Origin of the sequence: Janthinobacterium aestuarii, assembly GCF_046113285.1 — a bacterium.
In the GTDB taxonomy this organism is placed as follows: Bacteria; Pseudomonadota; Gammaproteobacteria; order Burkholderiales; family Burkholderiaceae_D; genus Janthinobacterium.
Genome location: NZ_CP142524.1, coordinates 4,454,371 through 4,478,672 on the forward strand (window position 1 = coordinate 4,454,371; position 24,302 = coordinate 4,478,672).

The 24,302-nt window shown below is 64.0% G+C and carries 23 protein-coding genes, 2 tRNA genes and 1 riboswitch; of the genes, 10 read left to right on the plus strand and 15 right to left on the minus strand.

What is annotated here, in order from left to right; translation table 11 throughout:
• Positions 1–38 precede the first annotated feature (38 nt).
• Positions 39–1,160, minus strand: a complete 1,122-nt coding sequence (gene ribBA / locus OX462_RS19945; protein WP_070219577.1) for a bifunctional 3,4-dihydroxy-2-butanone-4-phosphate synthase/GTP cyclohydrolase II — start codon at positions 1,158–1,160, stop codon at positions 39–41.
• 355 nt (positions 1,161–1,515) lie between these two features.
• Here ribBA and OX462_RS19950 point away from each other — a divergent pair, with 355 nt between their 5' ends.
• Entirely contained in the window at positions 1,516–1,941 is a 426-nt protein-coding gene (locus OX462_RS19950; RefSeq protein WP_409026887.1) for an OsmC family protein, read from the plus strand.
• On the opposite strand, the gene OX462_RS19955 is transcribed toward OX462_RS19950, so the two are convergent.
• From OX462_RS19955 to glyA, 11 genes are all read right to left on the minus strand, one after another.
• Positions 1,938–3,350 (minus strand): hypothetical protein, encoded by a 1,413-nt coding sequence (locus OX462_RS19955; protein WP_409026888.1) that lies wholly within the window; start codon positions 3,348–3,350, stop codon positions 1,938–1,940. The two genes, OX462_RS19950 and OX462_RS19955, sit on opposite strands and share 4 nt — an antisense overlap.
• 96 nt (positions 3,351–3,446) lie before the next feature.
• On the minus strand, positions 3,447–4,082 hold the full coding sequence (locus OX462_RS19960; RefSeq protein ID WP_099409954.1) for a riboflavin synthase: 636 nt from the start codon (positions 4,080–4,082) through the stop codon (positions 3,447–3,449).
• A gap of 25 nt (positions 4,083–4,107) precedes the next feature.
• Positions 4,108–5,184: a bifunctional diaminohydroxyphosphoribosylaminopyrimidine deaminase/5-amino-6-(5-phosphoribosylamino)uracil reductase RibD gene (gene ribD / locus OX462_RS19965; protein ID WP_409028768.1), complete on the minus strand. Its 1,077-nt coding sequence runs from the start codon at positions 5,182–5,184 to the stop codon at positions 4,108–4,110.
• Between the two features lie 62 nt (positions 5,185–5,246).
• Positions 5,247–5,774, minus strand: coding sequence for a GspH/FimT family protein (locus tag OX462_RS19970; RefSeq protein WP_409026889.1), 528 nt, complete (start codon positions 5,772–5,774; stop codon positions 5,247–5,249).
• A 226-nt stretch (positions 5,775–6,000) separates the two neighbouring features.
• Entirely contained in the window at positions 6,001–6,501 is a 501-nt protein-coding gene (locus OX462_RS19975; RefSeq protein WP_409026890.1) for a type IV pilin protein, read from the minus strand.
• Between the two features lie 90 nt (positions 6,502–6,591).
• Positions 6,592–10,488 carry a PilC/PilY family type IV pilus protein gene (locus OX462_RS19980; protein WP_409026891.1) on the minus strand — a complete coding sequence of 1,299 codons (3,897 nt, stop codon included), beginning with the start codon at positions 10,486–10,488 and terminating at the stop codon, positions 6,592–6,594.
• A complete protein-coding gene (locus OX462_RS19985; protein ID WP_409026892.1) occupies positions 10,485–11,111 on the minus strand; it encodes a pilus assembly PilX family protein in 627 nt (208 codons plus the stop codon). Before OX462_RS19985 ends, OX462_RS19980 begins: the two co-directional genes overlap by 4 nt.
• A gap of 51 nt (positions 11,112–11,162) precedes the next feature.
• Positions 11,163–12,140 (minus strand): PilW family protein, encoded by a 978-nt coding sequence (locus OX462_RS19990; RefSeq protein WP_409026893.1) that lies wholly within the window; start codon positions 12,138–12,140, stop codon positions 11,163–11,165.
• Positions 12,137–12,721: a type IV pilus modification protein PilV gene (pilV, locus tag OX462_RS19995; protein WP_409026894.1), complete on the minus strand. Its 585-nt coding sequence runs from the start codon at positions 12,719–12,721 to the stop codon at positions 12,137–12,139. The genes OX462_RS19990 and pilV overlap by 4 nt, the downstream gene beginning before the upstream one ends.
• 237 nt (positions 12,722–12,958) lie before the next feature.
• A complete protein-coding gene (nrdR, locus tag OX462_RS20000) occupies positions 12,959–13,420 on the minus strand; it encodes a transcriptional regulator NrdR (protein WP_034759169.1) in 462 nt (153 codons plus the stop codon).
• 143 nt (positions 13,421–13,563) lie between these two features.
• On the minus strand, positions 13,564–14,811 hold the full coding sequence (glyA, locus tag OX462_RS20005; protein WP_070219562.1) for a serine hydroxymethyltransferase: 1,248 nt from the start codon (positions 14,809–14,811) through the stop codon (positions 13,564–13,566).
• 111 nt (positions 14,812–14,922) lie between these two features.
• A riboswitch (ZMP/ZTP riboswitch) is annotated at positions 14,923–15,047 on the minus strand.
• A gap of 315 nt (positions 15,048–15,362) precedes the next feature.
• Between glyA and ybgC the strand changes: the two genes are divergently transcribed.
• The 9 genes from ybgC (at position 15,363) to OX462_RS20050 (ending at position 21,065) form a co-directional block, all read left to right on the plus strand.
• Complete coding sequence (gene ybgC / locus OX462_RS20010) at positions 15,363–15,764, plus strand: tol-pal system-associated acyl-CoA thioesterase (protein WP_070219560.1); 402 nt, start codon at positions 15,363–15,365, stop codon at positions 15,762–15,764.
• Positions 15,765–15,810: 46 nt separating this feature from the next.
• Complete coding sequence (gene tolQ / locus OX462_RS20015; RefSeq protein ID WP_046682323.1) at positions 15,811–16,500, plus strand: protein TolQ; 690 nt, start codon at positions 15,811–15,813, stop codon at positions 16,498–16,500.
• Between the two features lie 15 nt (positions 16,501–16,515).
• On the plus strand, positions 16,516–16,956 hold the full coding sequence (locus OX462_RS20020) for an ExbD/TolR family protein (RefSeq protein ID WP_226939836.1): 441 nt from the start codon (positions 16,516–16,518) through the stop codon (positions 16,954–16,956).
• A gap of 48 nt (positions 16,957–17,004) precedes the next feature.
• Positions 17,005–18,024, plus strand: coding sequence for a cell envelope integrity protein TolA (gene tolA / locus OX462_RS20025; RefSeq protein ID WP_083287381.1), 1,020 nt, complete (start codon positions 17,005–17,007; stop codon positions 18,022–18,024).
• Positions 18,025–18,029: 5 nt separating this feature from the next.
• Positions 18,030–19,298: a Tol-Pal system beta propeller repeat protein TolB gene (gene tolB / locus OX462_RS20030; protein ID WP_070219589.1), complete on the plus strand. Its 1,269-nt coding sequence runs from the start codon at positions 18,030–18,032 to the stop codon at positions 19,296–19,298.
• 43 nt (positions 19,299–19,341) lie between these two features.
• Positions 19,342–19,863 carry a peptidoglycan-associated lipoprotein Pal gene (gene pal, locus OX462_RS20035; protein ID WP_034759187.1) on the plus strand — a complete coding sequence of 174 codons (522 nt, stop codon included), beginning with the start codon at positions 19,342–19,344 and terminating at the stop codon, positions 19,861–19,863.
• A 135-nt stretch (positions 19,864–19,998) separates the two neighbouring features.
• Positions 19,999–20,757 carry a tol-pal system protein YbgF gene (gene ybgF / locus OX462_RS20040; RefSeq protein ID WP_070219558.1) on the plus strand — a complete coding sequence of 253 codons (759 nt, stop codon included), beginning with the start codon at positions 19,999–20,001 and terminating at the stop codon, positions 20,755–20,757.
• A 67-nt stretch (positions 20,758–20,824) separates the two neighbouring features.
• A tRNA-Lys gene (locus tag OX462_RS20045) sits at positions 20,825–20,900 on the plus strand.
• 89 nt (positions 20,901–20,989) lie between these two features.
• A tRNA-Lys gene (locus tag OX462_RS20050) sits at positions 20,990–21,065 on the plus strand.
• Between the two features lie 116 nt (positions 21,066–21,181).
• On the opposite strand, the gene OX462_RS20055 is transcribed toward OX462_RS20050, so the two are convergent.
• The 3 genes from OX462_RS20055 to OX462_RS20065 all read right to left on the minus strand — a co-directional run bounded on the left by OX462_RS20055 (position 21,182) and on the right by OX462_RS20065 (position 24,236).
• Positions 21,182–22,312, minus strand: coding sequence for an acyltransferase family protein (locus OX462_RS20055; RefSeq protein ID WP_070312455.1), 1,131 nt, complete (start codon positions 22,310–22,312; stop codon positions 21,182–21,184).
• Positions 22,313–22,441: 129 nt separating this feature from the next.
• Positions 22,442–23,830, minus strand: coding sequence for a hypothetical protein (locus tag OX462_RS20060; RefSeq protein ID WP_409026895.1), 1,389 nt, complete (start codon positions 23,828–23,830; stop codon positions 22,442–22,444).
• A gap of 88 nt (positions 23,831–23,918) precedes the next feature.
• Positions 23,919–24,236 (minus strand): ArsR/SmtB family transcription factor, encoded by a 318-nt coding sequence (locus tag OX462_RS20065; RefSeq protein ID WP_099410002.1) that lies wholly within the window; start codon positions 24,234–24,236, stop codon positions 23,919–23,921.
• Positions 24,237–24,302 lie beyond the last annotated feature (66 nt).

Genomic DNA, 24,302 nt, shown 5'->3' on the forward strand with positions numbered 1-24,302 from the left:
GGTTCAGGGCGGCATGCACATGCCGCCATCGTTTACTCTCACATCGACGTCTGGCCAGGATGGCACTGAAAACCCGTGACTTCCAGGTCGAAACCGACCATCGACGGCATCTTGCGGGGGCTGGCCAGCAATTGCATCTTGCTCACGCCCAGGTCGCGCAGGATTTGCGCGCCGATACCGTAGCTGCGCAAGTCCATGCTGGCGGCACGGCCTTTCGGCTTGGCTTGCGGCGTATCGAGCGCGGCGAACTGGGCAAACAGCTCGCTCGAGGTCTCGCCGCAGTTCAGCAAGACCATCACGCCCCGCTCGGATTGCTTGATGGCGGCCATCGAGGCAGCCACCGTCCATGAGTGGGTGGTCGCTTCGCTTTCCAGCACGTCCAGCAGGGAAACGGGCTGGTGCACGCGCACCAGCGCTTCCAGGCCGGGCGCCAGGTCGCCATGCACGAGGGCCAGGTGGGCCGACGCGCTGGGCTTGTCGCGGAAGGCGATCAGGCGGAATTCGCCATGCGCCGTGTGCAGGGTACGCTCCGCAACGCGCTCGACCAGGGACTCCGTCTGGCTGCGGTAATGGATCAGGTCGGCAATCGTGCCGATCTTCAGGCCATGCTGCTCGGCAAACACCAGCAAGTCCGGCAGGCGCGCCATGGTGCCGTCGTCCTTCATGATTTCGCAAATCACGGACGCGGGCGTCAGGCCGGCCATGGCCGTCAGGTCGCAACCGGCTTCCGTATGGCCTGCGCGCATCAGCACGCCGCCTTTTTGCGCTTTCAGGGGGAAGATATGGCCAGGCTGGACGATATCGCTGGGCTGCGTGCCCTTGGCCACGGCTACCTGGATGGTCTTGGCGCGGTCGGCGGCGGAAATGCCCGTCGTCACGCCTTCGGCCGCTTCGATCGACACGGTGAAGTTGGTGCCATACGCGGTGCCGTTGCGCGACGTCATCATCGACAGGTTCAGCTCGTCGCAACGCTCTTCCGTCAGGGTCAGGCAGACCAGGCCACGCGCATGCGTGATCATGAAATTGATGGCTTCAGGCGTCACGAAATCGGCGGCAAGCACCAGATCGCCCTCATTTTCCCGGTCTTCTTCATCGACCAGTATCACCATGCGGCCGGCGCGCAATTCAGCGACGATCTCTTCGGTGCTCGATATAGACATTATTCATCCTCGTATGACGCCAGTCAAAACCTGCTGCGCGACGGTTTTGCCGGGCGTTGTTAATGTAACTAAAAACTGAAACTAAAACTGAACGTCGAGCGCGAATATTCCTCGGATTTCCGGGAATTTTCTTATAACCCGCTATTTTAAAGGATTTAGCGCTTGCAGACCTGAAATAAGACAGGTTTGCGGCATGGGTGCCGCAGCCTGCCCCGCAAAGCGCCGATTCCGCGATCCAGCGCACACGGCGGCGGCAAGGCGCGCGCCGCCGGCCTTGCAAAGAGCATAAGATCAGCCAGTCACCGCCACGGCGCTGACACCCATTCGCAGCGACACCCCACACAGGAGCGGCAACATGAAAACCAACGGATCGGCCATCTGGTCAGGCGGCATCAAGGACGGCAAGGGCGCCATCAGCACGCGCAGCGGCGCCTTGCAGGAATATCCCTACGGCTTTGCCAGCCGCTTCGAAGGCAAGCCCGGCACCAACCCAGAGGAACTGATCGGCGCCGCCCACGCGGGCTGCTTCACCATGGCCCTGTCGCTGATCCTCGGCGAAGCGGGCCTGACGGCGGAAAAGATGGAAACGACGGCCGAAGTGACCCTGGACAAGGTGGACGACGGCTTTGCCATCACGGCCGTCCACCTGATCCTGAAAGCGAAAATTCCCGGCGCCGACCAGGCGAAATTTGCGGAATTGACGGGCAAGGCCAAGGCCGGCTGTCCCGTGTCGAAGCTGCTTAAAGCCAACATTACCCTCGACGCCACCCTGCTGCCCTAGATTTTCGTCACGGGCTTGACGGGTTCCACGGGCGCCACCGGCGCCACCAGCGGCAGGCGCGAGTCGCTGGCCGGCAATGGCCGGTTCATCAAGCCGGGATTCAGGGCCGCATTGTTCAGGTTATACGCGGCGATGGCGGCCGCCACGGACGGGTCTTGCGATGACGGTGGCGGCACGGCCTGGCCCGCCGCTTGCGCCGCCATCTCTTGCGCCTGCGCATTTTGCTGGGCCAGCTGGGCTTGCGCCGTCGCCAGGCCCGCATCGGCTTGTCCCTGAGCGGCGCGCGCCAGCAATTGCGCCCGCTCGCTGGCCGCCTGGGCCGCCATTTGCGCATCGCTGGCGGCCAGCTGCGCCCGCGCCGCATCGTCCGCCGCCGCTTGCGCCTGCTGCTGCAAGCCCTGCTGCTGTACTTGCCCCTGGCGCAGCTCGGCCAACCGCGCGGTTTCCTGCTGCTGTGTCTGCTGACTGGTATTAATACGTTCGCTGTCGAGGCGTTCGTCGTCAACACGCTGGGCATCCACGCGCTGGCTGTCCGTGCGCTGCACCTGCAGCAAGTCCGCGGTATTGTCGGCTTGTTGCGCCGTCGACGGGGGCCGCAATTCCTGCAAGTCCAGGTTCAGCTCTTGCGCTTCCAGTTGCTGCTGCAATTCCAGCTGTCGCTGTGCAATCGCGGCCGTTTGCGGCGGCGCCTCGTCGATGGCTTGCGGCTGCGCGGCCTGCGAGTCCTGCGCAGCGCTGGCCGGCAGTGCGTCGCCCGTCAAATCCGCCTCGACAGCAGCAGCCAGCGGCGCGCCCTGCTGCTGGGCCAGCACGGCGCCCACCTGCGCCAGCACGTCCGTTCCCTGTTGCAGGGCATCCAGGGTGGCGTTGCTGTCGGCCGCATACGCGGCCTGCAAAGTGATGGGATCGACATCTTCATTGCGCAAGTCGATGCCGATGCGGGCCAGTTGCGCTTGGGTGAGCAGGCTACCGTCCTGCGCCAGTGCGGCCGCCGCATCCGTCGTACCGTCGCCCGACAGCAAATCGTAACGCTGCGCCAGGCTGCCCGGGGTGTCGCCGGCCGTCGCCAGCTGGCTCGCGTCGATGCCGCTCGTTTGCAGCTGGGCGAACGATTCCGTCAACTGCCGCGCCAGCGCCAGCAAGTCGTCATTGACATTCACGGGGGTATTGGCCGCCCTGGCCTCGTCCGTGGCGCCCTGCAAGGCCAGCAGTTGCCGGCGCGACAAGGCCACGCCGGACAGGAACTGGCACAGCGGAGAGATGTCGACCTGGGTCGATGACAAAGCGGCAAGGGTCGCCGCCGCGCTGGACGGCGGCACGGGCAGCGCGGGCGCCAGCGGCGCCGTCTGATCCACGCGGGACGTGGCCGGAATGGTGTTGGGCACGGTTGCGCGCGAAATCGGGTCCATGGCTAGCCTCCACTGCGGAAAGCTTCATAGTATGCGCGTCTGAAAGAAAAGCAACACACGCTTGGCAAGGCGAGAATGTGTTGCGGTGTTCTTGTATCAGGCGGCAGCCTTGTCCAGCGACAACATGCGCTCGACATAGCGGGCGATCAGGTCGATTTCCAGGTTGACCTTGCCATTGACCGTCAAGTGTTTCAGGGTCGTCATGGCGATGGTGTGCGGAATCAAATTAATCGAGAAGCGGCAGCCGTTGACGGCGCCCGCGCCCAGGTCTTCCACTCTGTTGACGGTCAGCGACACGCCATTGACGACGACGGAACCTTTGAAGGCCAGGTATTTCGCCAGTTCGTGCGGCGCTTCGATCACCAGTTCCCACGATTCGCCCACGGCTTCGAACTTGCGCACGATGCCCAGGCCGTCGACGTGGCCGGACACCAGGTGGCCGCCCAGGCGCTCGGCCAGGGTCAGGGCTTTTTCCAGGTTCACTTCCGTCGTCGTATCGAGGCCCACGGTGCAATTGAGGCTTTCGCGCGAGACATCGACGGCAAAACCCGTGTCCGACTTTTCCACCACCGTCATGCAGGCGCCATTGATGGCGATCGAATCGCCGAGGGCCACGTCGGCCAGCGGCAAGCCGCCCGCGTGGATGGTCAGGCGCACGCCTGCGTCGAGGCCGCCTTCGAGTGCTTGCACGGTTTCAATCTTGCCGATGGCGGCAACAATTCCTGTAAACATGAACTAACCCTATAAAATGTGAGTATTAATTATTGCGCTGGGCGAATCTTGCAAGGATACGCAAATCTTCGCCCACTTGCTGAACCTGGTGAAATTGCAAGGTGCGCTGCTGTTTGATATCCGTCAATGCGGGCAAGGCAAACATCCCTTGCGCGTCGCCCAGCAAGGTGGGCGCCAGGTAGACCAGCAACTCGTCGACGCAGCCTTCGCGGATCAGCGAGCCGTTCAGCCTGGAGCCAGCCTCGACGTGGACTTCATTGATTTGCCGGCGCCCCAGTTCCAGCATCAGCGCGGCCAGGTCGACCTTGCCGGCCGCGTTCGGCAACATGATGACTTCCGCGCCCAGGGCGCGCAGCTGCGCTTCCTTTTCCGGGTTGGCCACGGCCGCCACGATCCACGTGCCGCCGCCCTGCAAGATGCGCGCGTCAAGGCTGATGTCGAGCCGGCTGTCGACGACGATGCGGCGCGGCTGGCGCGGCGTCTCGACGGCGCGCACGTTCAATTGCGGGTCGTCGGCCTTGACGGTGCCGATGCCCGTCAGGATGGCGCAGGCGCGCGCGCGCCACGCATGGCCGTCGGCGCGCGCCTGCGGCCCCGTGATCCACTGGCTCTGGCCATTGTGCAGGGCCGTCATGCCATCCAGGCTGGCCGCCGTTTTCAGGCGCACCCACGGCTTGCCGCGCTGCATGCGCGAAAAGAAGCCGATATTCATTTCATACGCCTCGTCGGCCAGCACGCCCGTCGTGACGGCGATGCCGGCCGCTTCCAGCTTGGCCAGCCCCTGCCCGGCCACCAGCGGGTTCGGGTCCGTCATGGCGGCCACGACGCGCCCCAGTCCCGCGCGCACGAGCGCATCGGAGCACGGCGGCGTGCGGCCATGGTGGTTGCACGGTTCCAGGGTGACATAGGCCGTGGCGCCGCGCACGTCGTTGCCGCGCGCCGCCGCATTGGCCAGCGCTTGCACCTCGGCATGATCCTGCCCGGCCGCCTGTGTCACGCCAGCGCCGATCACCTGGCCATCCCGGACGATCACGCAACCGATGCGGGGATTGGGCGAGGTCGTGTATAAACCGCGCGCCGCCCATTCCAGCGCCAGGCGCATGCCATCGATATCGTTGAGTATTTCCACGGTCTTCTTTGAGAGTGAGTAATAGATAAGTCGGGTTACGAACTGTCGGCCACGCCGCTGCAGTTGGCCGCCTGCTGCGGGTCGCACACGCGCACCCTGCCCAGCATATTGATTTTAATATGGCGCACCTGCTTTCCCAAAGTCAGGGACAAGGTACCCCAGCGCGCCGCCAGGCTATTGGTCGCGCTGCAACTGCGTCCTGCGCCATTGTAGGCGATATAAAACGGCGCCGTGGCAGACGAAAACGCAAACTGGGCCGTGATGCCCGGCGGCAGCGGTCCCTGGCGGAACAGCAATTCGTCGCCGTCGTCAAACGCCAGGTTGGCATTACGGTCGATAAACACCAGCCAGCCCGTGCGCCAATCCGTGCCGCCCGGCCCGGCCGGCATCAACAGCACGCGCTGTCCGCGCGCCATCGCCTGCGCCCGCGTCAATTCGATCGCCGAGAACAAGTCCATGGCCGCCGCGCGCACCTGCTGGCGCGCCAGCACCTGCTGCAAGCTGGGCATGGCGGCGGCCGCCAGCAGCGCGGCAATCGTCAGCACGGCCAGCAATTCGAGCATGGTGTGCCCGAAGGCCCGCCCAAAGGTGCGCCCGGTCCGCGGTGGCCGCTTGCGCGTGGCCATGGCCTAAGTAATCCTCAGGAAATTATTGTGAATTTATGACGAACAGAACCGGATGCTATGCAAGGCGCCCGCTGCGACGCAGTGCGAGCACTGCTAGCAGCGGGCAACGCCGCAGAGGGCCGGTTATGGAAGTCAGAAATCACAATAATTTATTGGGGGTTACTTAGCGCCAGCAATGGCTGGCGGGGCCGCTGCTGCCGCGCTGGCCCGTGCTGCTCAAGGACAGCACGCCGCAATCGGCATCCTGGAACTGCGCATCAACCTTGGACGTGCCCGGCGTGGCGCGCAACAGCACGCATTGCCCGATCGCCAGGCCGGGACAGGCCAGCGCCTCGATTTCATACGCACTGCCGGCCGCGCCCCCTTCGCCAGACCACCATGGAAACGCTTGCGCCTGCGGCGCCGGCGAGGCCGAGGAAAACGCCAGATAGCGGTTGTTTTGCGAGTAATAGCGCTCCTGCTGCTGCATCAGCCGCAGCAGGGCCGCCTGCCCCTGCACCCGCTTGGCGCGCACGACATGGCCGTGATAAGCGGGCACGGCCAGCGCCAGCAGCAGGCTCATGATCGCCAACGCGGCCAGCAGTTCGATCAGGCTGAAGCCCGGGACGGCGGCAGGGGCGCGACCGTTTGCAGCGGCCCAGTTCCGGCTTGCCAGCATTTCCATCTGACCTCCCTTCTTCTCAAAAACCGCCAGCCGATGCGCGGCGCCGGTCTGCACGCCGGTCACTTGCGACACGCCAGCCATGCCCCTCTCTTATTTCTTCTTGGCCGCCTCATGCAATTCGCGCCAGTTCGCCACTTCGCGCCAGCTGAGGCGCCGCGCCGGCAGCGGCGCGCTGACGACCTTGAGTCCCGCCACGCTGGCCGCGCCGGGCAAGCCCGGTTGCAGCACGGCCAGCTCCTTGCGGCCCTCGGCCCGCCCTGTCGCCGTTGCTGCGCCCACCGTGCTGTTCAATTCCAGCGCCAGCGGCGGCGCGCGCGCCAGGCCGTCGAACAAGCGTCCCGTCTGCTCGCCCGCCTGCACCACACCGGCGCCATCGGCGGCAAAGCCGCTGAGCACATCGAGCACGTACAGGCGCGTGACCGGCTTGGCGCAAGCGTCGCGCCCCGGCAGGACGGTATTGAACAGTACCTTGCCGGCGGCCAGTACGGGAATGCTGATGCTGCGCTCGCCCGTCTGCGCGGTATCGAGAAAGTCGAGATACCAGCCGCGCATGGCGTCGCTGCCCGTGTAGCGCAGTTCGGCGCCGTCGACGCGCACGCCGCCCGTCGTCTCGCCCAGACTGCGCTGTTCCAGGTCGGCCCGGCTGCGCGTAGGGGATGTTTCCCGCACATCGTCGTGCACGGCATAAAACGACTGCGACAGAAAGGCGGAAGGCCAGGTATCGCCCGCTTCGACCAGCTTGCCCGTGCCGAACAGCAGCAGATAGCCGCCACCGGGCGCATACGCCACGCTCAGCTGCTGCGTCACGGGCTGGCGCCGGCCCTGTACATCGCGCGCGACAAACACGAGCTTGCGCCCCTGGCCCTCCTTCCAAGGCGGGCCGCCAGTCATGTCGAGGCGCCAGATATTGCCCTGCAAATCGCCCGCATAGATATACGCGAGCGCGCCATCGCGGCCCGGCACCACGGCGGGCGGGCCCAGCGCGTGGGGCATGGCGTCAATGACCGCATCAGTGTCGTGGCCGCCATCGCCACCACCGTTGGCGTCGGCCACAGGCACCTTGAACCGGAAGTAATTACTTCCTATCACCCATGGCGTGCCAGGCGCCTTGTCCAGGGCCAGCAGGAAGATGGCGGCGGCCGATGCGGGCGCCGTCGTGTCCTTGCCGTCATTAACATGGTTGTTGTAGCCGCTGGCGACGATGGCAAAATCGCGGTAGGCCGGCGCGCCCTCCTTGCCGCCCATGTTGATGCGGGCAAAGGCGGGCGGCGCGCGCACACTGCCCATGAGCTTGTCGTCGCGGTCCGTGAATTCCCACAACGCACCGTCTTGCGCAAAACGCATCGGATCGGTGATGTCGAGCGCAAACACGCCTTGCGCCCCGCCGCCCATGCCCGACACCAGCACCGTCTTCCAGTGTCCCAGCGCCAGCACTTCCGCCGTGGCCGCCGCGCCATCGAGCAGCGGGCCGGGGCTGTAGTGAGTGCTCGCAGCAGCTGGCGCCGCGCGCAGCAGCGCCTGCGGCAGATAGGCAAATAATTCGCTGCCCGTGCGCGCATCGAACGCATGCAGCAAACCGTCGTTGGCGCCCAGGTACAGCATTTTCCGCCGCTGCAGCAGCGCCTGGCGATGCACGCCATAGCCGGCCCCCGGCATGCCCAGACCCGGCGCGCCCACGTACAGCAGGTTGCCGTGCGGCGCCGCGCCCAGGCTGCCGGACCTGCGCCGCAGGAAGCCGCCGGGCTGGCCCACCTCGTGCGTACGCTGGCCCAGCAAATATGCCAGACGCGCCTCGCCTCTGCCATCGCCGCCGTCGAATGCGCCGCGCTGTGCTGCATCGAGCGCCTTCCAGGCCAGCGGCATCAGGGCGCCCTTGGCGTCAAGCGTGTAGACGGGACGCAAGGCCGTGGATGGTCCATCCGGCATGGTCTTGGACTGTCCGCCAGCAGTCCACAATGGCTTGCCGGGAAGCAGTGCGCCATCGGCGCCCACGGCAAACGCGCTGCGCGACAAGATCATGCCGCCATCGGCCAGGCGCATCCGCGTGCGAAACCAGTAAGCCTCTTCCGTACCGCTGGCCAGCGCCATCAGGGCCGGCCCCGGCAGCGTCGCCGCCAGCGTGCCCTTGTCGGCGGAGACAAAGGCCGCGCGCAGTCCCGCGATCAGGGCGGCCGGATCGCTGCCGGGCAAGTAATGGGTGGGCCAGCGGCCGTCCAGGCTCCATTCATCGAACGCGCTGCCCGTTGCGCTCTTGAATGGGTTGGCGTCGCCGTTCGCATCAAGAAAACCGCCATACTTGGCCGCCAGCAGCAAGGGAGTAGCGGCGGGAGTGGCTGCAGATTCGCCGGCCGGGTCGCCCTGGCGCAAGTCGCCCGCGTAGTGCTCGACCTTGGCAAGGCCGTCGTTCTTGCCGCCAGGACGCAGCGCCTGCACATGCGACCAGTAGGCCAGCCCTGCCGCATGGTAGCTGGCGCCGCCCGCGCCGTCGGCCAGCAATTCCAGTCCCGCCAGGTCGGGCCGTGGCGCGGGATTGCCCTGCGCGCCGCCGCTTTCCAGGCTGCCCACCGCATGCGTCCAGGCCATCGCATCGAACGGCGGCGGCGCAAAGCCATCGGCGGCGCGTGCGCGGTCACCGGCCGAGGCAGGCACAACAGGGACGTTGCCGGGCACGTAGCGGTCCCCCGCCATGCCCGCATCGCCGAGGCTGACGACGACGTGGCGCTGGCAATTGGCCGTTTGCGGGTCGCTCCATGGGGTCACGACCGGCAAGCCGTCGTCGATGGCAGGCGGAGCCGTGGCGGGCGGCACGGCGGCGCTCGCTTGCCGCCCCTGCAGGTAGCGCAGCGATTCGTACAGCAATTCAGCCAGCGGCGCGGCCCTCGCGTACGCGCCCGGATGCCCGGCATTGCTGCGGCCCAAGCCGTTGATGTAAGCGGTCACCCCGCCGCCAGGGCCTGCGCCCTGGTCAGCGCCTTGGACGGCAAACACGCCATTGACGGGATTCCACTCGGCGCCGGTATTGTCTTGCGGCAAAAAGTCGGGCGCCGTCCAGCGTTGCCTGCCCATGTGGGCCAGCGGCGCGCGCAGCACGCCGCCATACACGGGGCCGGCACTGGCAGAGACGCCGTTCAAATGGCCAAACACGCCCACGCGTACCCTGCCGCCAAGGCGCTGCACGGCGCCCACCGGTTTGTAGTTCTTGCCGTACGCGAGGCACAGGTCGTCGCGCAGCGGCCCCTCATCGGCATCGCAAACGCGCACGCGCGCGAGGAACACGCCGTGCGTGGCGGCGATGCCGGGCGCGTCGCAACTGCCGCCCGGAGGCACGCTGGCGTCGCCGAACAGCAGGCGATTACGGCAGGAAACGATGGCCAGTTGTGCCAGCGCAAACGGCGTCGCCGCCGCCACGCCGGTGTGCAAGACCTTGCGCGGGAAAAAGACGGGGTGGGCATAGAAATCGACGGGACCGTCGGCATCGGGCAGCCAGGCGCGCTGCAGCACCGTCTTGCGCACTTCGTCGATGACGCGGTCGCCGCCCGTCAGGGCATAGCGGACGATGTCGAGCATGCTGGCGCTGGCCCAGTTCAGAAAGTTGCCGCTAAAACTATCGCCGCCGCAGCCGTGCAGCGCGTCCGCCGGTTTCAGTACGGAGAAGTAAGCGGTCGCTACGCGCAAGTCCGGCAGCATGACGCCGTCCTTGCTGCGGTAGGGATAGCTGTAGCACATGCGCGCATGGAAGTACCCCAGGTACTCGCGCTGCGGCGCATACTCGCCGCCATGCGCGGCGGCGGCCGCCGCATGCGTGAGCGACAGATTGAGCAGCAGGTTCGGCGGCACTCTGGCGCCGTGCAAGCCAGCGTCGGCCCGCGCCAGCGTCACGGGAGGTGCGGCCGCAACAGCGGCGCCGCAAGCCAGGCAAACCAGGCTGATCAGCAGCAGCCAGGCGGACCACCAAGCGGATGGCAAAGCAAACGACCAAGCCCTCATGGTCCCGCTCCCGCCGCCTGCTTGCGGTAATAACTTTGCAACACGACTTGCGTGCTTTCCTGCGCGCCAAAACCGATGGCCGTGATGCGGTACACATAACTTTCCGTCGCCAGGCCGCCGGCCACTGCCGCCGCCTGCGCGCCGGGCGGGTGAAACGGCAGCAATTCGATCAGATAACGGGGCCGGCGCGACGGCAGGAAACCCTGCCCCGTCTGTATGACGGCGCCCGTAAACTGGCCATACGGCACGGTGTGGCTGCTGCCTTCAGGACCGTCGAGGTCCATGCTCAGCCAGAGCGCCGGCGCCTCCGGGGCTGCGGGCAGGCACAGGCCCAGTGCGCCTGCCTCGCCGCAGCCGTCCGCGAACCCGGCCGCACTGCCTGGTGCGAAGAGGCTGCTACGCCCCGGCGCGCCGGGCAAGCCTTCGATATCGTTCTGCGCATCCATCAATGCTTCCTCCGCCGCCTGAAACGCGATCTGCCGGTCGCGCTCGCCGCGTGCCGCCTTTTCGCCCTGCAAGGCCATCTGCGCCGCCGATATGCCCAGCAGCAAGATGATCACCAACAGGCACAGCACATACACGAGGGTGGCGCCACTGTGGCGCGCGCAAGGTGAACAAGGCACGCAACGAGGTAGGCAGCAGCGGACGCCCGCGCCAGCCATCGTGCCGCCCGCCTAGGCCGGCCCGTTGCGCAGCATGATGCTCGTCTGCACCAATTGCCGCAGCCGGGAGCGCGTCGCGGCGGGCAAGGACGCGCGCGCGATGCGCACGCCCGTGTCGCCGGCGCCGTGCGTCTCGGCATATGCCTTGCCGAACAGGTCGAACTGCGCCGGCCCCAGCTCCGCCATCTTGTCCGCCTGGTCCGCCTCGCCATGCAGCAGCAAGGCCACGCGGACGCTGGCCACGCGCTTCCAATGCGTGCGGCGGCGCAAATCGCGCTGGCGCGCGGCCGCATCGGCGCCCACCAGCACCAGCGCCGCATCGTAGGCGTCGAGCGCACTGGCGTTGACATAGCGGTTCGCCACGCCGTCGGGCGGCGTATCCGTGTCGAGGCCATACAGCACCTGGAAACCGTCGACGCCGCGAATGACGGCATCCGCGCCCCAGCCGTTCGCGCCACGGTATTTACAGCGCAGCTCGCCATCGCCATCGGCGCCGTGCGCCACATAGAAAATGCTCCAGCCCCGCTGCGCCTCCGTTTGCGCGGCACCCACGCCAAAGCCGGCGCAATTGAGCACGGAACCGTCGCCACCCTCTTCCTTGCCGGCCCCGTAATAGCGCAGGGCCAGCACATCGCTGCCATGCAGGGCGCCGGGCAACGCGCCACTGATGCCTTCGCTGTTCTTGCCCAGGCTGCGCGCGTCGAGCCCGGCGACATTGGCGCTGTCGTCATCGGCATGGGCGACGGGCGCGGCGCTGCTGTCCCAATTCACGTACGCCGTCTGGCGCACGGCGCGGGCGATGGTGTCGAGCGCATAGCGGCCATTGTCGTCCAGGCGCGCGCTGGCGGACTGGTCGCCATAGCTGCCGCTGGCCGCCAGCAGCACGCTACTGGCGGCCAGCATCAGCAGCGCGCCCAGCGACAGGGCCACCAGCAATTCGACGAGGCTCATGCCGCGCCGCCAGCGCCACGCGGCATGCACGCCGTTCATGCGCCGCCTCCGCCCAGCTGGAATACCAGCCTGGGCAGCGACTCGCCTGCCGCATTCACGGCGGGCGAGCCATCGGGCAAGCGGCCGCGCCAGCCCAGCTTGATGACGATGGGCGCGCCCTTGCCGCCGCTGCACGCCCAGTGCAAGCCTTGCGCGGCGGCATCCCAGACAGAGGCATCGCGGCAGATATGCAGGCGCGCGCCGGGCAAGGCCGCATGCAGCGATTGCTTCCATTCAGCGATGTCGAATTGCGCCAGTTCGGCCGCGCTGCAGGCGCTAGCGCCAAAGCACTCCGGCGCAGTGCCGCCTGCTTCGGCGTCGTCCGCCGCCGCGTAGGCCACGTTCAAGTAGGGATTGCCCGCATCGGGTCCATTCATGAGCACGCCGTTTGCGCGCATGCGCTCGGCCATGCCGGCCGCCAGCTGCGCGCCCGCCGACAACAGCGCCGACTCATGGCGCGCGCGCAGGGAGTGCAGTTGCAAAATGCTGGCACCGAGCAGGCCCAGCGCCAAAAGCAGCAGCGACACGAGCACCTCGACGAGGCTGCTGCCACCCGCTGGAAACATAGTGCGACCGCTCATGTGCATGCCTTGCTCCCTTCCGCAGAAAGAGTCGCAAGAACAGGCGGCCCAGCTACACGATAGGCGCACGCAAAAACCAGGATCTGCGCTAGCGCAAACAGCGCAGCGATAAGGGGAGAGGAATGGCGTAGTTATTGATCAGACCGCTTGCCAGGCGAGCGTTGGCGTGGTGAACACGGGGCGCAAAACGGGGCACATGAGCAGCCCCGTCGTCGAACAAGAGGCTTCGAGCAGGCGTCAGGGCTTGCGCGCCTGCCCCACTTCGGCGATCGCATCCTGGAACTCGGCCAGGTCTTCGAAATTTTTATACACTGAGGCAAAGCGGATGTAGGCGATCTTGTCGAGGCGCTTGAGTTCCTGCATGACGAGTTCGCCGATATAGCCGGAATCGACTTCGCGCAAGCCGCTCGTCAGCAGTTTTTCCTGGATGGACGCGATGGCCGTATCCACCGAGGCGGCCGCGACGGGACGCTTGCGCAAGGCCAGCATCAAACTGCCGCGCAACTTATCCGCAGCGAACTCCGTCCGGCTGCCATTCTTTTTGACGACGGCCGGCATGATAAGTTCAATGCGCTCGTACGTGGTAAACCGCTTGTCGCATTTGCCGCAGCGGCGGCGGCGCCGAATGGCATCCCCTTCCTCCGATACGCGCGTATCGAGAACCTGGGTGTCGCCGTGCTGGCAAAATGGACATTTCATGGGCTGGTTACAACTTTATAGTAATAATTACGGGAAATCGCCGCCCTTGTACAAAGGGCGCCCGAATCACTCCGGGCGCCCTTGGGCACGAAGGAATGTGTCATACGGAATCTTACTCCGTATGACACATTCTGGACAAATAATTATGAGGCGTACACAGGGTGCGCGTCGGCCAGCACCTTCACGGCCGCTTTGACGCGCTCGATGGTGGCGGCGTCATGCGGGTTATCCAGCACGTCGGCGATCAGGTTGCCCACTTCTTCCGCTTGCGCTTCCTTGAAACCGCGCGTCGTCATCGCCGGGCTGCCCAGGCGGATGCCAGAGGTGACGAAGGGTTTTTGCGGGTCGTTCGGGATGCCGTTCTTGTTGCAGGTGATGTGCGCGGAACCGAGGATGGCTTCGGCTTCCTTGCCCGTCAGGTTCTTGGCGCGCAGGTCGACCAGCATGACGTGCGATTCGGTGCCGCCGGACACGATGCGCAAGCCGCGCTTGATCAGGGTTTTCGCCAGCACGTCGGCGTTCTTGATCACTTGCTTCTGGTATTCGACGAATTCAGGGCTCAGCGCTTCCTTGAAGGCGACGGCCTTGCCGGCGATCACGTGCATCAGCGGGCCGCCCTGGATGCCAGGGAAGATGGCCGAGTTGATGGCTTTTTCGTGCTCGGCCTTCATCAGGATGATGCCGCCGCGCGGACCGCGCAACGATTTGTGCGTGGTCGAGGTGACGAAGTCGGCGAACGGCACCGGGTTCGGGTACAGGCCGGCGGCGATCAGGCCCGCGTAGTGGGCCATGTCGACCATGAAGTAGGCGCCCACTTCCTTGGCGATCTTGCCGAAGCGTTCGAAGTCGATTTTTTTCGAGAACGCGGATGCGCCGGCGATGATCAGTTTCGGTTTGCGTTCGCGGGCCAGGCGCTCCATCGCCTCGTAGTCGATGTCTTCTTCCGCCGTCAGACCGTAGGAGACGACATCGAACCATTTGCCGGACATGTTCAGCGGCATGCCGTGGGTCAGGTGACCGCCTTCGGCCAGCGACATACCCATGATCAGGTCGCCTGGTTTCAGCATGGCGAAGAACACGCCCTGGTTCGCCTGCGAGCCGGAATTCGGCTGCACGTTCGCGCATTCGGCGCCGAACAGTTTCTTGACGCGGTCGATGGCCAGTTGCTCGGCCACGTCGACGTATTCGCAGCCGCCGTAGTAGCGCTTGCCCGGGTAGCCTTCGGCGTACTTGTTCGTCAGCTGCGAGCCTTGCGCTTCCATTACGGCTGGCGACGTGTAGTTCTCCGAGGCGATCAGTTCGATGTGATCGTGCTGGCGCGTGTTTTCTTTTTGAATGACGGCGAACAATTCAGGATCGACGTTGGCGAGGGTGTGATCTTTTGCAAACATGTAAAAACTCCAAGTATGAGGGTGCTTGTACTGGCAGGTTGGATCGAATGAGGGGAGCCGGCGTTAAGTGAATAACAACATTGGACGGGCAGCCTCTTCGTGCTTTTCCATAGTGGCTACCCAGGCGAACGGCTGATGAAAAATCTCACGTTTCCCGGTGGGTGCCCACCTTTCGCCGGTTTGCCGATCGCCACTCAGGGAGATCGCCCGACTTTTCGCCAGTCACGTGAGACGTAATGGAAGTCAAATTGTAAGTTAAGTGCCCAAATTGAGCAAGGAATGCAACCGTGCGGCTATAATCGCCGCGCGCCGCCGCAGCCCGGACAGGGCCGCGGGCCGCCCCGGGGCATGGCTGCCGCTCTTAAGCTGGACTTAAACCTGGCCATGGCATGTAAGCGTATGTTACGAAGCTTGCCATTGCACACGCCGGATTTATAATGCTGCGGTGCAACTTATATGCAGCTTTTGCATGGCTTTCCAGCAAGCGCCCACAGTCACAAGAAGAAAAATCGCGTAAAATGTTGCTCAATCTCACTACTGGCGCAATAAACATGCCTTCAGTCTTTACCTGGAACGTACGTGTCTACTATGAAGACACCGACGCCGGCGGCATCGTCTATTACGCTAACTACCTCAAATTCTTCGAGCGCGCACGCACGGAATGGCTGCGCGCCATCGACGTGGGCCAGCAGGAACTGCTGGAACAGCATGACGCGATGTTCGTTGTCAAAAGCGTCAACGCCGACTATCATGCGCCAGCCAGGCTCGATGACACGGTAAGATTAACCTTAAGCATAGAAAAAATGGGGCGCGCCTCCATCGTTTTCCTGCAACAAGCCTGGTGCGGCGACCGCCTGCTCAACACGGCCCGCGTCAAGATCGGCTGCGTCGACTCAAGCATGCGCCCGCGCGCCGTGCCTGATGCAGTCGCGGCCCGCATGCGCGCCACCTGAGCCCTACCGCCACCCCCGGATAATTCACCCAACAGACTGCCTGCCAATGAACGTTACACAAGATCTTTCTTTCCTCGCGCTCATCACCAATGCCCACCTGATCGTGCAACTGATCATGGCCCTGCTGCTGCTGATTTCCCTGACCAGCTGGACCTACATTTTCCGCAAGATGTTTGCCGTGCGCCAGGCGCGCAAGCAAACCATCGAATTCGAACGCAGCTTCTGGGCCGGCGGCAACCTGCATGCGCTGCACCAGAACGCCAGCGGCAACCGCGACCAGAGCGGCGCGCTGGCCCGTATCTTCGACGCCGGCATGGGCGAATTCATCAAGGGCAAGGCTTCCTACGGTTCGCGCGAAGCGCTGGACGTGGGCGCAGTGCTCGACGGCGCACGCCGCGCCATGCGCGCCGCTTTCCAGCGCGAAATGGACGTGCTCGAATCGCATCTGGCCTTCCTCGCGTCCGTCGGCTCCGTCTCGCCGTACATCGGCCTGCTCGGTACCGTCTGGGGCATCATGAACGCCTTCCGCGGCCTGGCCAACGTGCAGCAAGCAACCCTGGCCGCCGTCGCGCCCGGCATTGCCGAAGCGCTGATCGCCACGGCCATCGGCCTGTTCGCGGCCATTCCCGCCGTCGTCGCCTACAACCGTTTTTCGCATGACATCGACCGTCTGGCGATCCGCTTCGAAAGCTTCGTCGAGGAATTCTCCAACATCTTGCAGCGCCAGTCGCGCTAAGAGGGAGCAGCGTCCATGGGTTCCTCATTCAATAGCGGCGGCATGCGCGGCGGCCGCGGCCGCAAGTTCAAGTCCGAGATCAACGTCGTGCCGTACATCGACGTGATGCTGGTGCTGCTGATCATTTTCATGGTGATGCCGTCGTCGAACAATCCCAGCGTGGTGAACCTGCCCAACGCGGAAAAGTCGGCGAAACCGCCCGATGACTATATTCAGATCGTGCTGAAACCGAATGGTTCGCTGTCGATCGGCGTCATCGGCAAGGAACAGCTGGCGCCGGAAACGGAACCGAACCGCGACGCCCTACTGCGCAAGCTGCGCGGTTTGCACGAGAGCAATCCAGACTATCCCGTGATGATCGCGGGCGACAAGGAAAGCAAGTACGACGATGTGATCCAGCTCATTTCGGAAGCGAAAAAGATGGGCATTACCCGTGTCGGCCTGGCCACCAAGTAAGCGCAGCATCCTGTTTCCAGACTTGACCGTTTTTAGATAGACTAGACTTTGCAGAACAAACAAATCGACCATGTACTCGGCAAGCCCTACAGCGTGCCGCGCGAACGCAGCCGCTGGCCCTCGCTGGGCCTGGCGCTGGCGATGCACCTTGGCCTGCTGTTTTTCCTGTGGGTGGGCGTACACTGGCAAAATACGGAACCTGTCGCCGTCGAAGCGGAAGTGTGGGACATGAAAGTACAGACGGCCGCGCCGCCGCCCGAAGTGGCGACGGAACCGGAGCCGACACCCGCCCCGCCGCCGGAACCGCAAGTGGAACAGCCGGCCCCGCCGCCACCGCCGCCCGTGGCCGCGCCCGAGCCGAAGGTCGACCTGCGCGAGGCGGAGATCGCCCTGGAACGCAAGAAGGCCAAGCTGAAGGAAGAAAAAGAGAAAGCGGCAGAGCAAGAACGCCGCAAGCAGGAACAGAAGGAACGCGAGGAAGAAAAGCGCGAACTGGAAAAACAGAAGCAGAAAGAAAAAGACAAGGCTGAAAAGCTGGAAAAAGAAAAGGCCGACAAGCTGGAGAAAGCCAAGCTGGCCAAAGAGAAAGAAAAAGCGGCGGAAGAAAAAGCCGAGAAAGAACTGTCCGAGAAAAAAGCGGCGGCGGAAAAAGCCGCCAAGGCAAAAAAAGCAGCTGCGGAAAAAGCGGCGGCAGACAAATTGCGTGCCGATGATATGAAGCGCCTGATGGCGCAGGCAGGCAACGGCACAACGGGCACGGCCGCGAAAGCGACCGCGCCACGCAAGGACAGCGGCTATGTCGCTGCCCTGACGAGCAAGATCAAGAGCAATATCGCGTACAGCGGTAGCACGGAGGTGCCGGGCAACCCGCGCGCCGTGTTCAAGATCGAGCAACTGCCAACTGGGGAAATTATTTCGGTCCGAAAGATTAAAAGCAGCGGCCTGCCGGCGTATGACAGCTCGGTGGAAAACGCCATTAATAAATCGTCGCCACTGCCGAAGAAAAAAGACGGCACCGTGGAACGCGAGATTGAACTCATATTCGAGATGAAGGATTTGCCTAAATGATGACCATGAAAAAAATGAGCTATGTCGTGCTCTGCGCCAGCCTGATGCTGGGAGCGTCAAGCGCCCAGGCGCAGCTGCGCGTGGAGATTACGGGGATCGGCAGCAACCAGATCCCGGTGGCTGTGGCCAGCTTCGTCAATGAATCGGCGGCGCCGCAATCGCTGTCGGGCATTATCAAGGCCGACCTGGCGCGCAGCGGCGTGTTCAAGCTGATCGACGCCGATGCGCCCGTGGCGGAAACGGCGCCCGTCAGCTACGAGCAGTGGAAATCGCGCGGCGCCGACGCGCTGGCGGCCGGCAGCGTGCAAAGCATGGCCGATGGCCGCCTGGACGTGCGCTACAAACTGTTCGACACCATCAAGGGCGCGCAGATTTCCAGCATGAACAATGCGGCCGCGCCGCAGTTCAACCGCCTGCTGGCGCACAAGATCGCCGACGACATCTATGAAAAGCTGACGGGCGTCAAGGGCGCGTTCGCCACCCGCATCGCCTACGTCACGCAATCGGGCCGCGAATACCGCCTGGAAATCGCCGACGCCGATGGCGAAGGCATTCAGGTCGCCCTGCGCTCGAACGAGCCGATCATTTCGCCATCGTGGTCGCCGGACGGCACCAAGGTCGCGTATGTGTCGTTTGAAAAGAAAAAGCCCATCGTCTACGTGCAAAACCTGGTGACGCGCCAGCGCACCATCGTGTCGAATGAAAAAGGCAGCAATTCCGCGCCGAGCTGGAGCCCGGACGGCTCGCGCCTGGCCGTGGCCCTGTCGCGCGACGGCCATACCCAGGTCTACACCGTCAATGCCGACGGCAGCGGCTTGCGCCGCGTCAGCACCAGCAGCGGCATCGATACGGAACCCCAATTCTCGGCCGATGGCCAAAGTATTTACTTCACCAGCGATCGCAGCGGCGGACCACAAATCTACCGCATGTCGACCAGCGGTGGCGAAGCCAAGCGCGTGACGTTTGGCGGCTCCTACAACATCAGCCCGCGGATTTCGTCCGACGGGAAGACACTCGCTTATATTTCCCGTCGCGACGGCAATTTCCAGCTCTACGCGCTCGACCTGGCTAGTGGCCAGGAACTGCGCCTGTCGGACACCGCCAACGACGAATCACCGAGCTTTTCGCCCAACGGGAAATATATCATGTACGCGACCGAATCCGGACGACGCAAGTCGCTGGCAGTGGTATCGGTGGATGGCCGCGTCAAACAGCGTTTGACTACGCAAGCTGGCAATATCAAGGAGCCCACCTGGGGTCCTTTTATGAAGTAAATGCTGTACAGTTTCACCTTTAACCATGACCCGGAGAATAAAAATGAGTAACTTTAAAAGTTTGGCTTTCATCGCCGCTACCGCAGCCCTGCTGTCCGCCTGCAGCACCCCAGTCAAAGTTGCAGAGACCCCAGTGGTTGAGCGCGCTCCTGAAAAAGTCGCAGCTCCAGTTGACACCCGTCAAGTTCAGCCAGTAACGACCGCATCAGTCGATCCACTGGACGATCCAAAAGGCGTGCTGGCTAACCGCAGCATCTACTTCGACTTCGACAAATACGTCGTACGCGAAGCGGACACCCCAGTCGTGCAAAACCACGCTGCTTACCTGGTGAAAACCCCATCGCGCAAGATCCTGATCCAAGGTAACACCGATGAACGCGGTGGCGCTGAGTACAACCTGGCCCTGGGCCAGAAACGTGCTGAAGCCGTGCGCAAGTCGATGGCTGCCCTGGGCGTGCCGGAAGGCCAAATGGAAGCCGTGTCGCTGGGCAAAGAAAAGCCTAAAGCACAAGGCAGCAACGAAGCAGCATGGGCTGAAAACCGCCGCGCTGACATCGTTTATTGATGTTGACGGGTGAGCGCGGCAGCATTGGCGCTTACCTAACTGGCCAGTCATAGGCATAATAATGGGGCGCAGCGCGGTGATTCACCGCCCGGCGCCCCGTTTGCATGTTTTGCGTAACCTTAGAAAGCCCGACCCATGATGACATTCTCGAAAGCCGGCGTCGCCGCCGCCTTGATGGCCGCGTTTGCCTACCTGCCCCTGCACGCCAACGCCGCCCTGTTCGACGACGACGAAGCACGCAAAGCCATCCTCGAGCTGCGCGCCAAGGTCGACGCGATGGCGCGCGACCTGAACGGCCGCATCGACGCCAAGGCGGACAAGACCAGCACCCTGAGCCTGCTCAACCAGCACGACCAGACCATGCAGGAGATCGCCCGCCTGCGCGGCCAGATCGAAGTGCTGGGCAACGACCTGGCGAATGTGCAAAAGCGCCAGAAGGATTTCTACACCGACATCGACGCGCGCCTGCGCAAGCTCGAACCGCGCCAGGTCACCATCGACGGCCAGGAAGCGGCCGTGGGCGTGTCCGAGCAAAGCGCGTACGAGTCCGCGTTCGGCCTGTTCAAGTCGGGCGACTACAAGGGCGCCGTCACGGCCCTGGACGCCTTCGTCAAGCGCTATCCGGAATCGGCGTACGCAGCCAACGCGCAATACTGGCTGGGCAACGCCTATTACGCCCAGCGCGACTGCAAAAACGCCATCACGGCCCAGCAGGCAGTGCTGAAACACTACGCGGACAGCCCGAAGGCGCCCGACGCCATGCTCAACATCGCCAGCTGCTACACGGAGCTGAAAGACAAGCCGAACGCCACCAAGACGCTGAACGCGCTGATCTCGCGCTACCCGGACTCCAGCGCGGCGCAAGCGGCCAAGGAACGGGCCGGCAAAAAGTAAAAGCGGGGAAAAAGTTGCCCGTTAGGTTTGACAGAATCCCGGGCACCCCCTATAATCTTTCTTCTTCGGGTCGTTAGCTCAGCTGGTAGAGCAGCGGACTTTTAATCCGTTGGTCGCAGGTTCGAATCCCGCACGGCCTACCACGAATACGCAGTACTGATCTGCTTGCGAGTTGTTATAGCAAGCATTTTTTTACGGCACAGTGTTACCGAAGTTGTTGTAAAAAGTTTTTGGGTCGTTAGCTCAGCTGGTAGAGCAGCGGACTTTTAATCCGTTGGTCGCAGGTTCGAATCCCGCACGGCCTACCAAATACTACAGAGAAGCCAACCGTTCGCGGTTGGCTTTTTTGTTTTCGGCAGCATCACCTGCGCGGGATGCCATCGCTGACTCAAAGTTCCCTCCCCCGCATATCGAAAACCAGTCGTTAACGCGACGCCAGCGCCGGCCTTCCAGCCAGATGCGCGACCACCGCGCCCACGACCCGCCCCAGCGGCACCTCCACCCAGCGGTAAAACGCGGCGCCGGCCGCCAGGCTGGCGCCCCAAGCCGTCAGCATGCCCAGCGCCTGCCACTCCGGCTCGAGCGGGACATAGCTGATAAACAGCGCATTCACCAGCAGGCTGACGGGGAAGTGCACGAGGAAGACGGCATACGAGATGCGGCCCAGAGTGTTGACGATGTTCCAGGCACGGCCCTGCGACGGGGTGCGGGCGCGGCCGAACAGGAACAGGGCGCAGGCGACGATCAGGGCCAGGGCGATCCGGCTGCGGTAGTCGACGGCCAGGGCCAGCAGGACGGGCACGGCGGCCATGGCCATGAGCGCGGTCATGGCGCCGGGCTTGCGGGCCGGGTCGCTGGCCCACCAGGCCATGAGCCCCAGGCCATAGCTGCCGAAGAAATACGGCGCCCAGTTATCCCAGCCCGCATCGAGGTTGAAATACAACAGGGAAAAAGTGATGCCCACAGTGATGGCCAGCGGCATCAGCCAGTGCCCGCGCCGCTGGCCGGCCAGGCGGCCGCCCAGCCACAGCAGCAATACCGTCAGCAGGTACAGCTGGAAATCGATGGCCACATACCAGGCGCCGGCCGACAGCGACTCATAGCCGAGCACGCCATGCAGCAGCAAGGCATGGGCGCTCAGCTGGCCCAGGGTGACGGCGGCCGACATGGAGTCGTGCATCATCCAGATGCCAGCCACAGGGGTGATGATGGCCGCGAGCAAGGTGGCCGCCAGGAAAGGCGGCGCCAGCTTGGCATAGCGGCGCCAGACGGCCTGCAAGGGCGTGGCGATGCCGGGACGGCCTGCGGGAGAGAGCGACTTGGCGACCAGGAAGCCGCCGATGACGAGAAACACTTGCACGGCGATGCGCGCGCTGCCGCCCAGCCAGCCCAGCAACTCGGGCCACAGGGGCTGCACGTAGTCGGACATGGGCCCGTAAAACGCCAGATGGTGCAACACGATCAACTGCGCCGCGCCTGCCTTCAAACCATTGATCCAGCCAAACTGCGGACGATTTGCCAGGTCCGCCTGTGATACCACTGCTGCTGCCGTCATTCCCAATCCTTGCCGTGCCAGGTAGTGTCGCCAGCCCATCGCGCAACAGGCGCGCGGCCGAGGATTTACCGAAAGGCCGACATCATAGCCGAGCCTGGCACTTTGGTGACGCGCGGCAGATGAGCTGCATCAGTCCTTACGCGACAAATCGGCGCGCAACAGGGTCTGGATCACGCTGCCGCCCTGCGCGTTCGCGCGCACCGCGACCACCATCGACGGCATGACGAACAGCACGCCATCCCGCTCCTCCCAGGTATCGAGCAACTGCTCCAGCTCGCGCCCCAGCGATTCCGGCCGCTTGAGCTGCTGCGCCAGTTGCGCCGCGCACTTGCCGTCATTGCCAGTGCGGCGCGGACACTCATCGACGCGCACGAAAGGCGTCTTGCTCTCGCGCAAGCGCGCGGACAATTGCGCCGTCACCGCTGCCGGCGCGCCATCCAGATACAGATGGTAGGACGGCACACGGCAGCATTCCCTGGACAGCAACAGCACACCGACCGCGGAGCCAAAAGCGGCCGTTGGGGCTGATGGCACGTAGGCAAACGGCGGCGCGTCGCCGTCCCGCACAAAAGTCCTGGCCTGCTCGGCGGCGTTCGCGGCGCGCCAGCCCGGCAGACAGGCGGCATTGGCGGCGGCAAAACAGCGACGGTAGCCGGTTTGATCGCTGATAAACAATTCCTCGACCGCATTGCGCGCGCCGGCAGCGCCCGGCGCAATACCGTCCGGACGGACCTCCCAGCTGCCCGTGCCGTTCCTGTGCCATGCAAACGCCGTGCGCGACCAGGCCCACAGCCGCTCGTAGGGGTTGAATTGATAGCTGGGTGCGTCCGCCAGGTAGATTCTCGGCAAGGGAATGGGATCGCGCCGCTTGCCGTCCGCATCGACCACCAGCACCACGGACGGCGCATATTCGCTGTCGACATAGGCAAACGATGCCCCGTCGGGCGAGATGGCCGCCAGAACATGGGCTTGCAGGTGGCCGTCCCCTTCGGGCGGACTGGGCAGCACGGTGGTTTTCAACGGCAGGCCACGCAACAGGAAACCGGGACGCTGATCGACGGGAAAATAGCGCACGCCGGGAGACAGGGGGAAGCCATGCATGTACGTCTCGTTACCACGGTAGCCGTATTCCGACGCCGCAATCTTCTCGACCACGGCCTTGCCCGCCTGCTCGTGGACCAGCGCCAGCATGCCGTCGTCTTCCTGCCGCTTGACGAAATACACGGGCTGGGCGAAATCGGTCCAGCGTTCGATGCCATCGGTGGTCTTGACGACGATTTTGTCGTTATGTATCAGCCGCATGGAGTGGTTCTCGGTGGACATCAGGGAGCCGCCGCCCTGGCGGTACTCGACCGACAAGGCGGCAAACCGCCCGTAGGTATCGGCCTTGGTCACCTTTTCGCCGCGCCGCAGCACGGCCGCATATTCGCCCGTGGCCGGCTCCGTGTAAGGCCAGCAGCCAGTCAGCAATACGAAAGCGGCGGCGCACCACCAGCGGTACCGTGCGAAAATTTTCATGCGTCGTCAGCCCTTCAGGTCAGGACTGCCCGCCCATGCTGCAAATTCGGCAATCTTGCAGGCATTCTACGGCAGATTCAGGACTGGCTCAGGACTGATTCGCTTGCGGCTGCTGCGCGAGGATGGCGTCGAGCAAGCCGGGGAAACGGCTCTCGATATCGGCGCGGCGCAGCGTATTCATGTGCGTCGTGCCCGCGTTTTCCGTGTAGACGAGGCCCGCTTCGCGCAAGACCTTGAAATGGTGAGAGACGGTCGATTTCGGCCGCCCGCCGTCGAGGTCGCCGCAAGCGGCCGCGTCGACTCTAGCCAGGTGGCGCACGATGTCGAGGCGGATCGAATCACTCAAGGCGTAGAGCACGCGCTCGAGGACGAATTCGCTGGCGGGAGGATGTTTGTGTGGACGCATGTGCAGAATCATACAGCATGCGCTATACTAATTCCATTCTTCGAATATTTACGAACTACCGAATCA

Excerpts from the sequence above, each read along its gene's own strand:
- ribBA (WP_070219577.1), bottom strand. The coding sequence starts at position 1,160 with ATGTCTATATCGAGCACCGAAGAGATCGTCGCTGAATTGCGCGCCGGC.
- OX462_RS19950 (WP_409026887.1), top strand. The coding sequence starts at position 1,516 with ATGAAAACCAACGGATCGGCCATCTGGTCAGGCGGCATCAAGGACGGC.
- OX462_RS19955 (WP_409026888.1), bottom strand. The coding sequence starts at position 3,350 with ATGGACCCGATTTCGCGCGCAACCGTGCCCAACACCATTCCGGCCACG.
- OX462_RS19960 (WP_099409954.1), bottom strand. The coding sequence starts at position 4,082 with ATGTTTACAGGAATTGTTGCCGCCATCGGCAAGATTGAAACCGTGCAA.
- ribD (WP_409028768.1), bottom strand. The coding sequence starts at position 5,184 with ATGCGCCTGGCGCTGGAATGGGCGGCGCGCGGTTTATACACGACCTCG.
- OX462_RS19970 (WP_409026889.1), bottom strand. The coding sequence starts at position 5,774 with ATGCTCGAATTGCTGGCCGTGCTGACGATTGCCGCGCTGCTGGCGGCC.
- OX462_RS19975 (WP_409026890.1), bottom strand. The coding sequence starts at position 6,501 with ATGGAAATGCTGGCAAGCCGGAACTGGGCCGCTGCAAACGGTCGCGCC.
- OX462_RS19980 (WP_409026891.1), bottom strand. The coding sequence starts at position 10,488 with ATGAGGGCTTGGTCGTTTGCTTTGCCATCCGCTTGGTGGTCCGCCTGG.
- OX462_RS19990 (WP_409026893.1), bottom strand. The coding sequence starts at position 12,140 with ATGAACGGCGTGCATGCCGCGTGGCGCTGGCGGCGCGGCATGAGCCTC.
- pilV (WP_409026894.1), bottom strand. The coding sequence starts at position 12,721 with ATGAGCGGTCGCACTATGTTTCCAGCGGGTGGCAGCAGCCTCGTCGAG.
- nrdR (WP_034759169.1), bottom strand. The coding sequence starts at position 13,420 with ATGAAATGTCCATTTTGCCAGCACGGCGACACCCAGGTTCTCGATACG.
- glyA (WP_070219562.1), bottom strand. The coding sequence starts at position 14,811 with ATGTTTGCAAAAGATCACACCCTCGCCAACGTCGATCCTGAATTGTTC.
- ybgC (WP_070219560.1), top strand. The coding sequence starts at position 15,363 with ATGCCTTCAGTCTTTACCTGGAACGTACGTGTCTACTATGAAGACACC.
- tolQ (WP_046682323.1), top strand. The coding sequence starts at position 15,811 with ATGAACGTTACACAAGATCTTTCTTTCCTCGCGCTCATCACCAATGCC.
- OX462_RS20020 (WP_226939836.1), top strand. The coding sequence starts at position 16,516 with ATGGGTTCCTCATTCAATAGCGGCGGCATGCGCGGCGGCCGCGGCCGC.
- tolB (WP_070219589.1), top strand. The coding sequence starts at position 18,030 with ATGAAAAAAATGAGCTATGTCGTGCTCTGCGCCAGCCTGATGCTGGGA.
- pal (WP_034759187.1), top strand. The coding sequence starts at position 19,342 with ATGAGTAACTTTAAAAGTTTGGCTTTCATCGCCGCTACCGCAGCCCTG.
- ybgF (WP_070219558.1), top strand. The coding sequence starts at position 19,999 with ATGATGACATTCTCGAAAGCCGGCGTCGCCGCCGCCTTGATGGCCGCG.
- OX462_RS20055 (WP_070312455.1), bottom strand. The coding sequence starts at position 22,312 with ATGACGGCAGCAGCAGTGGTATCACAGGCGGACCTGGCAAATCGTCCG.
- OX462_RS20060 (WP_409026895.1), bottom strand. The coding sequence starts at position 23,830 with ATGAAAATTTTCGCACGGTACCGCTGGTGGTGCGCCGCCGCTTTCGTA.
- OX462_RS20065 (WP_099410002.1), bottom strand. The coding sequence starts at position 24,236 with ATGCGTCCACACAAACATCCTCCCGCCAGCGAATTCGTCCTCGAGCGC.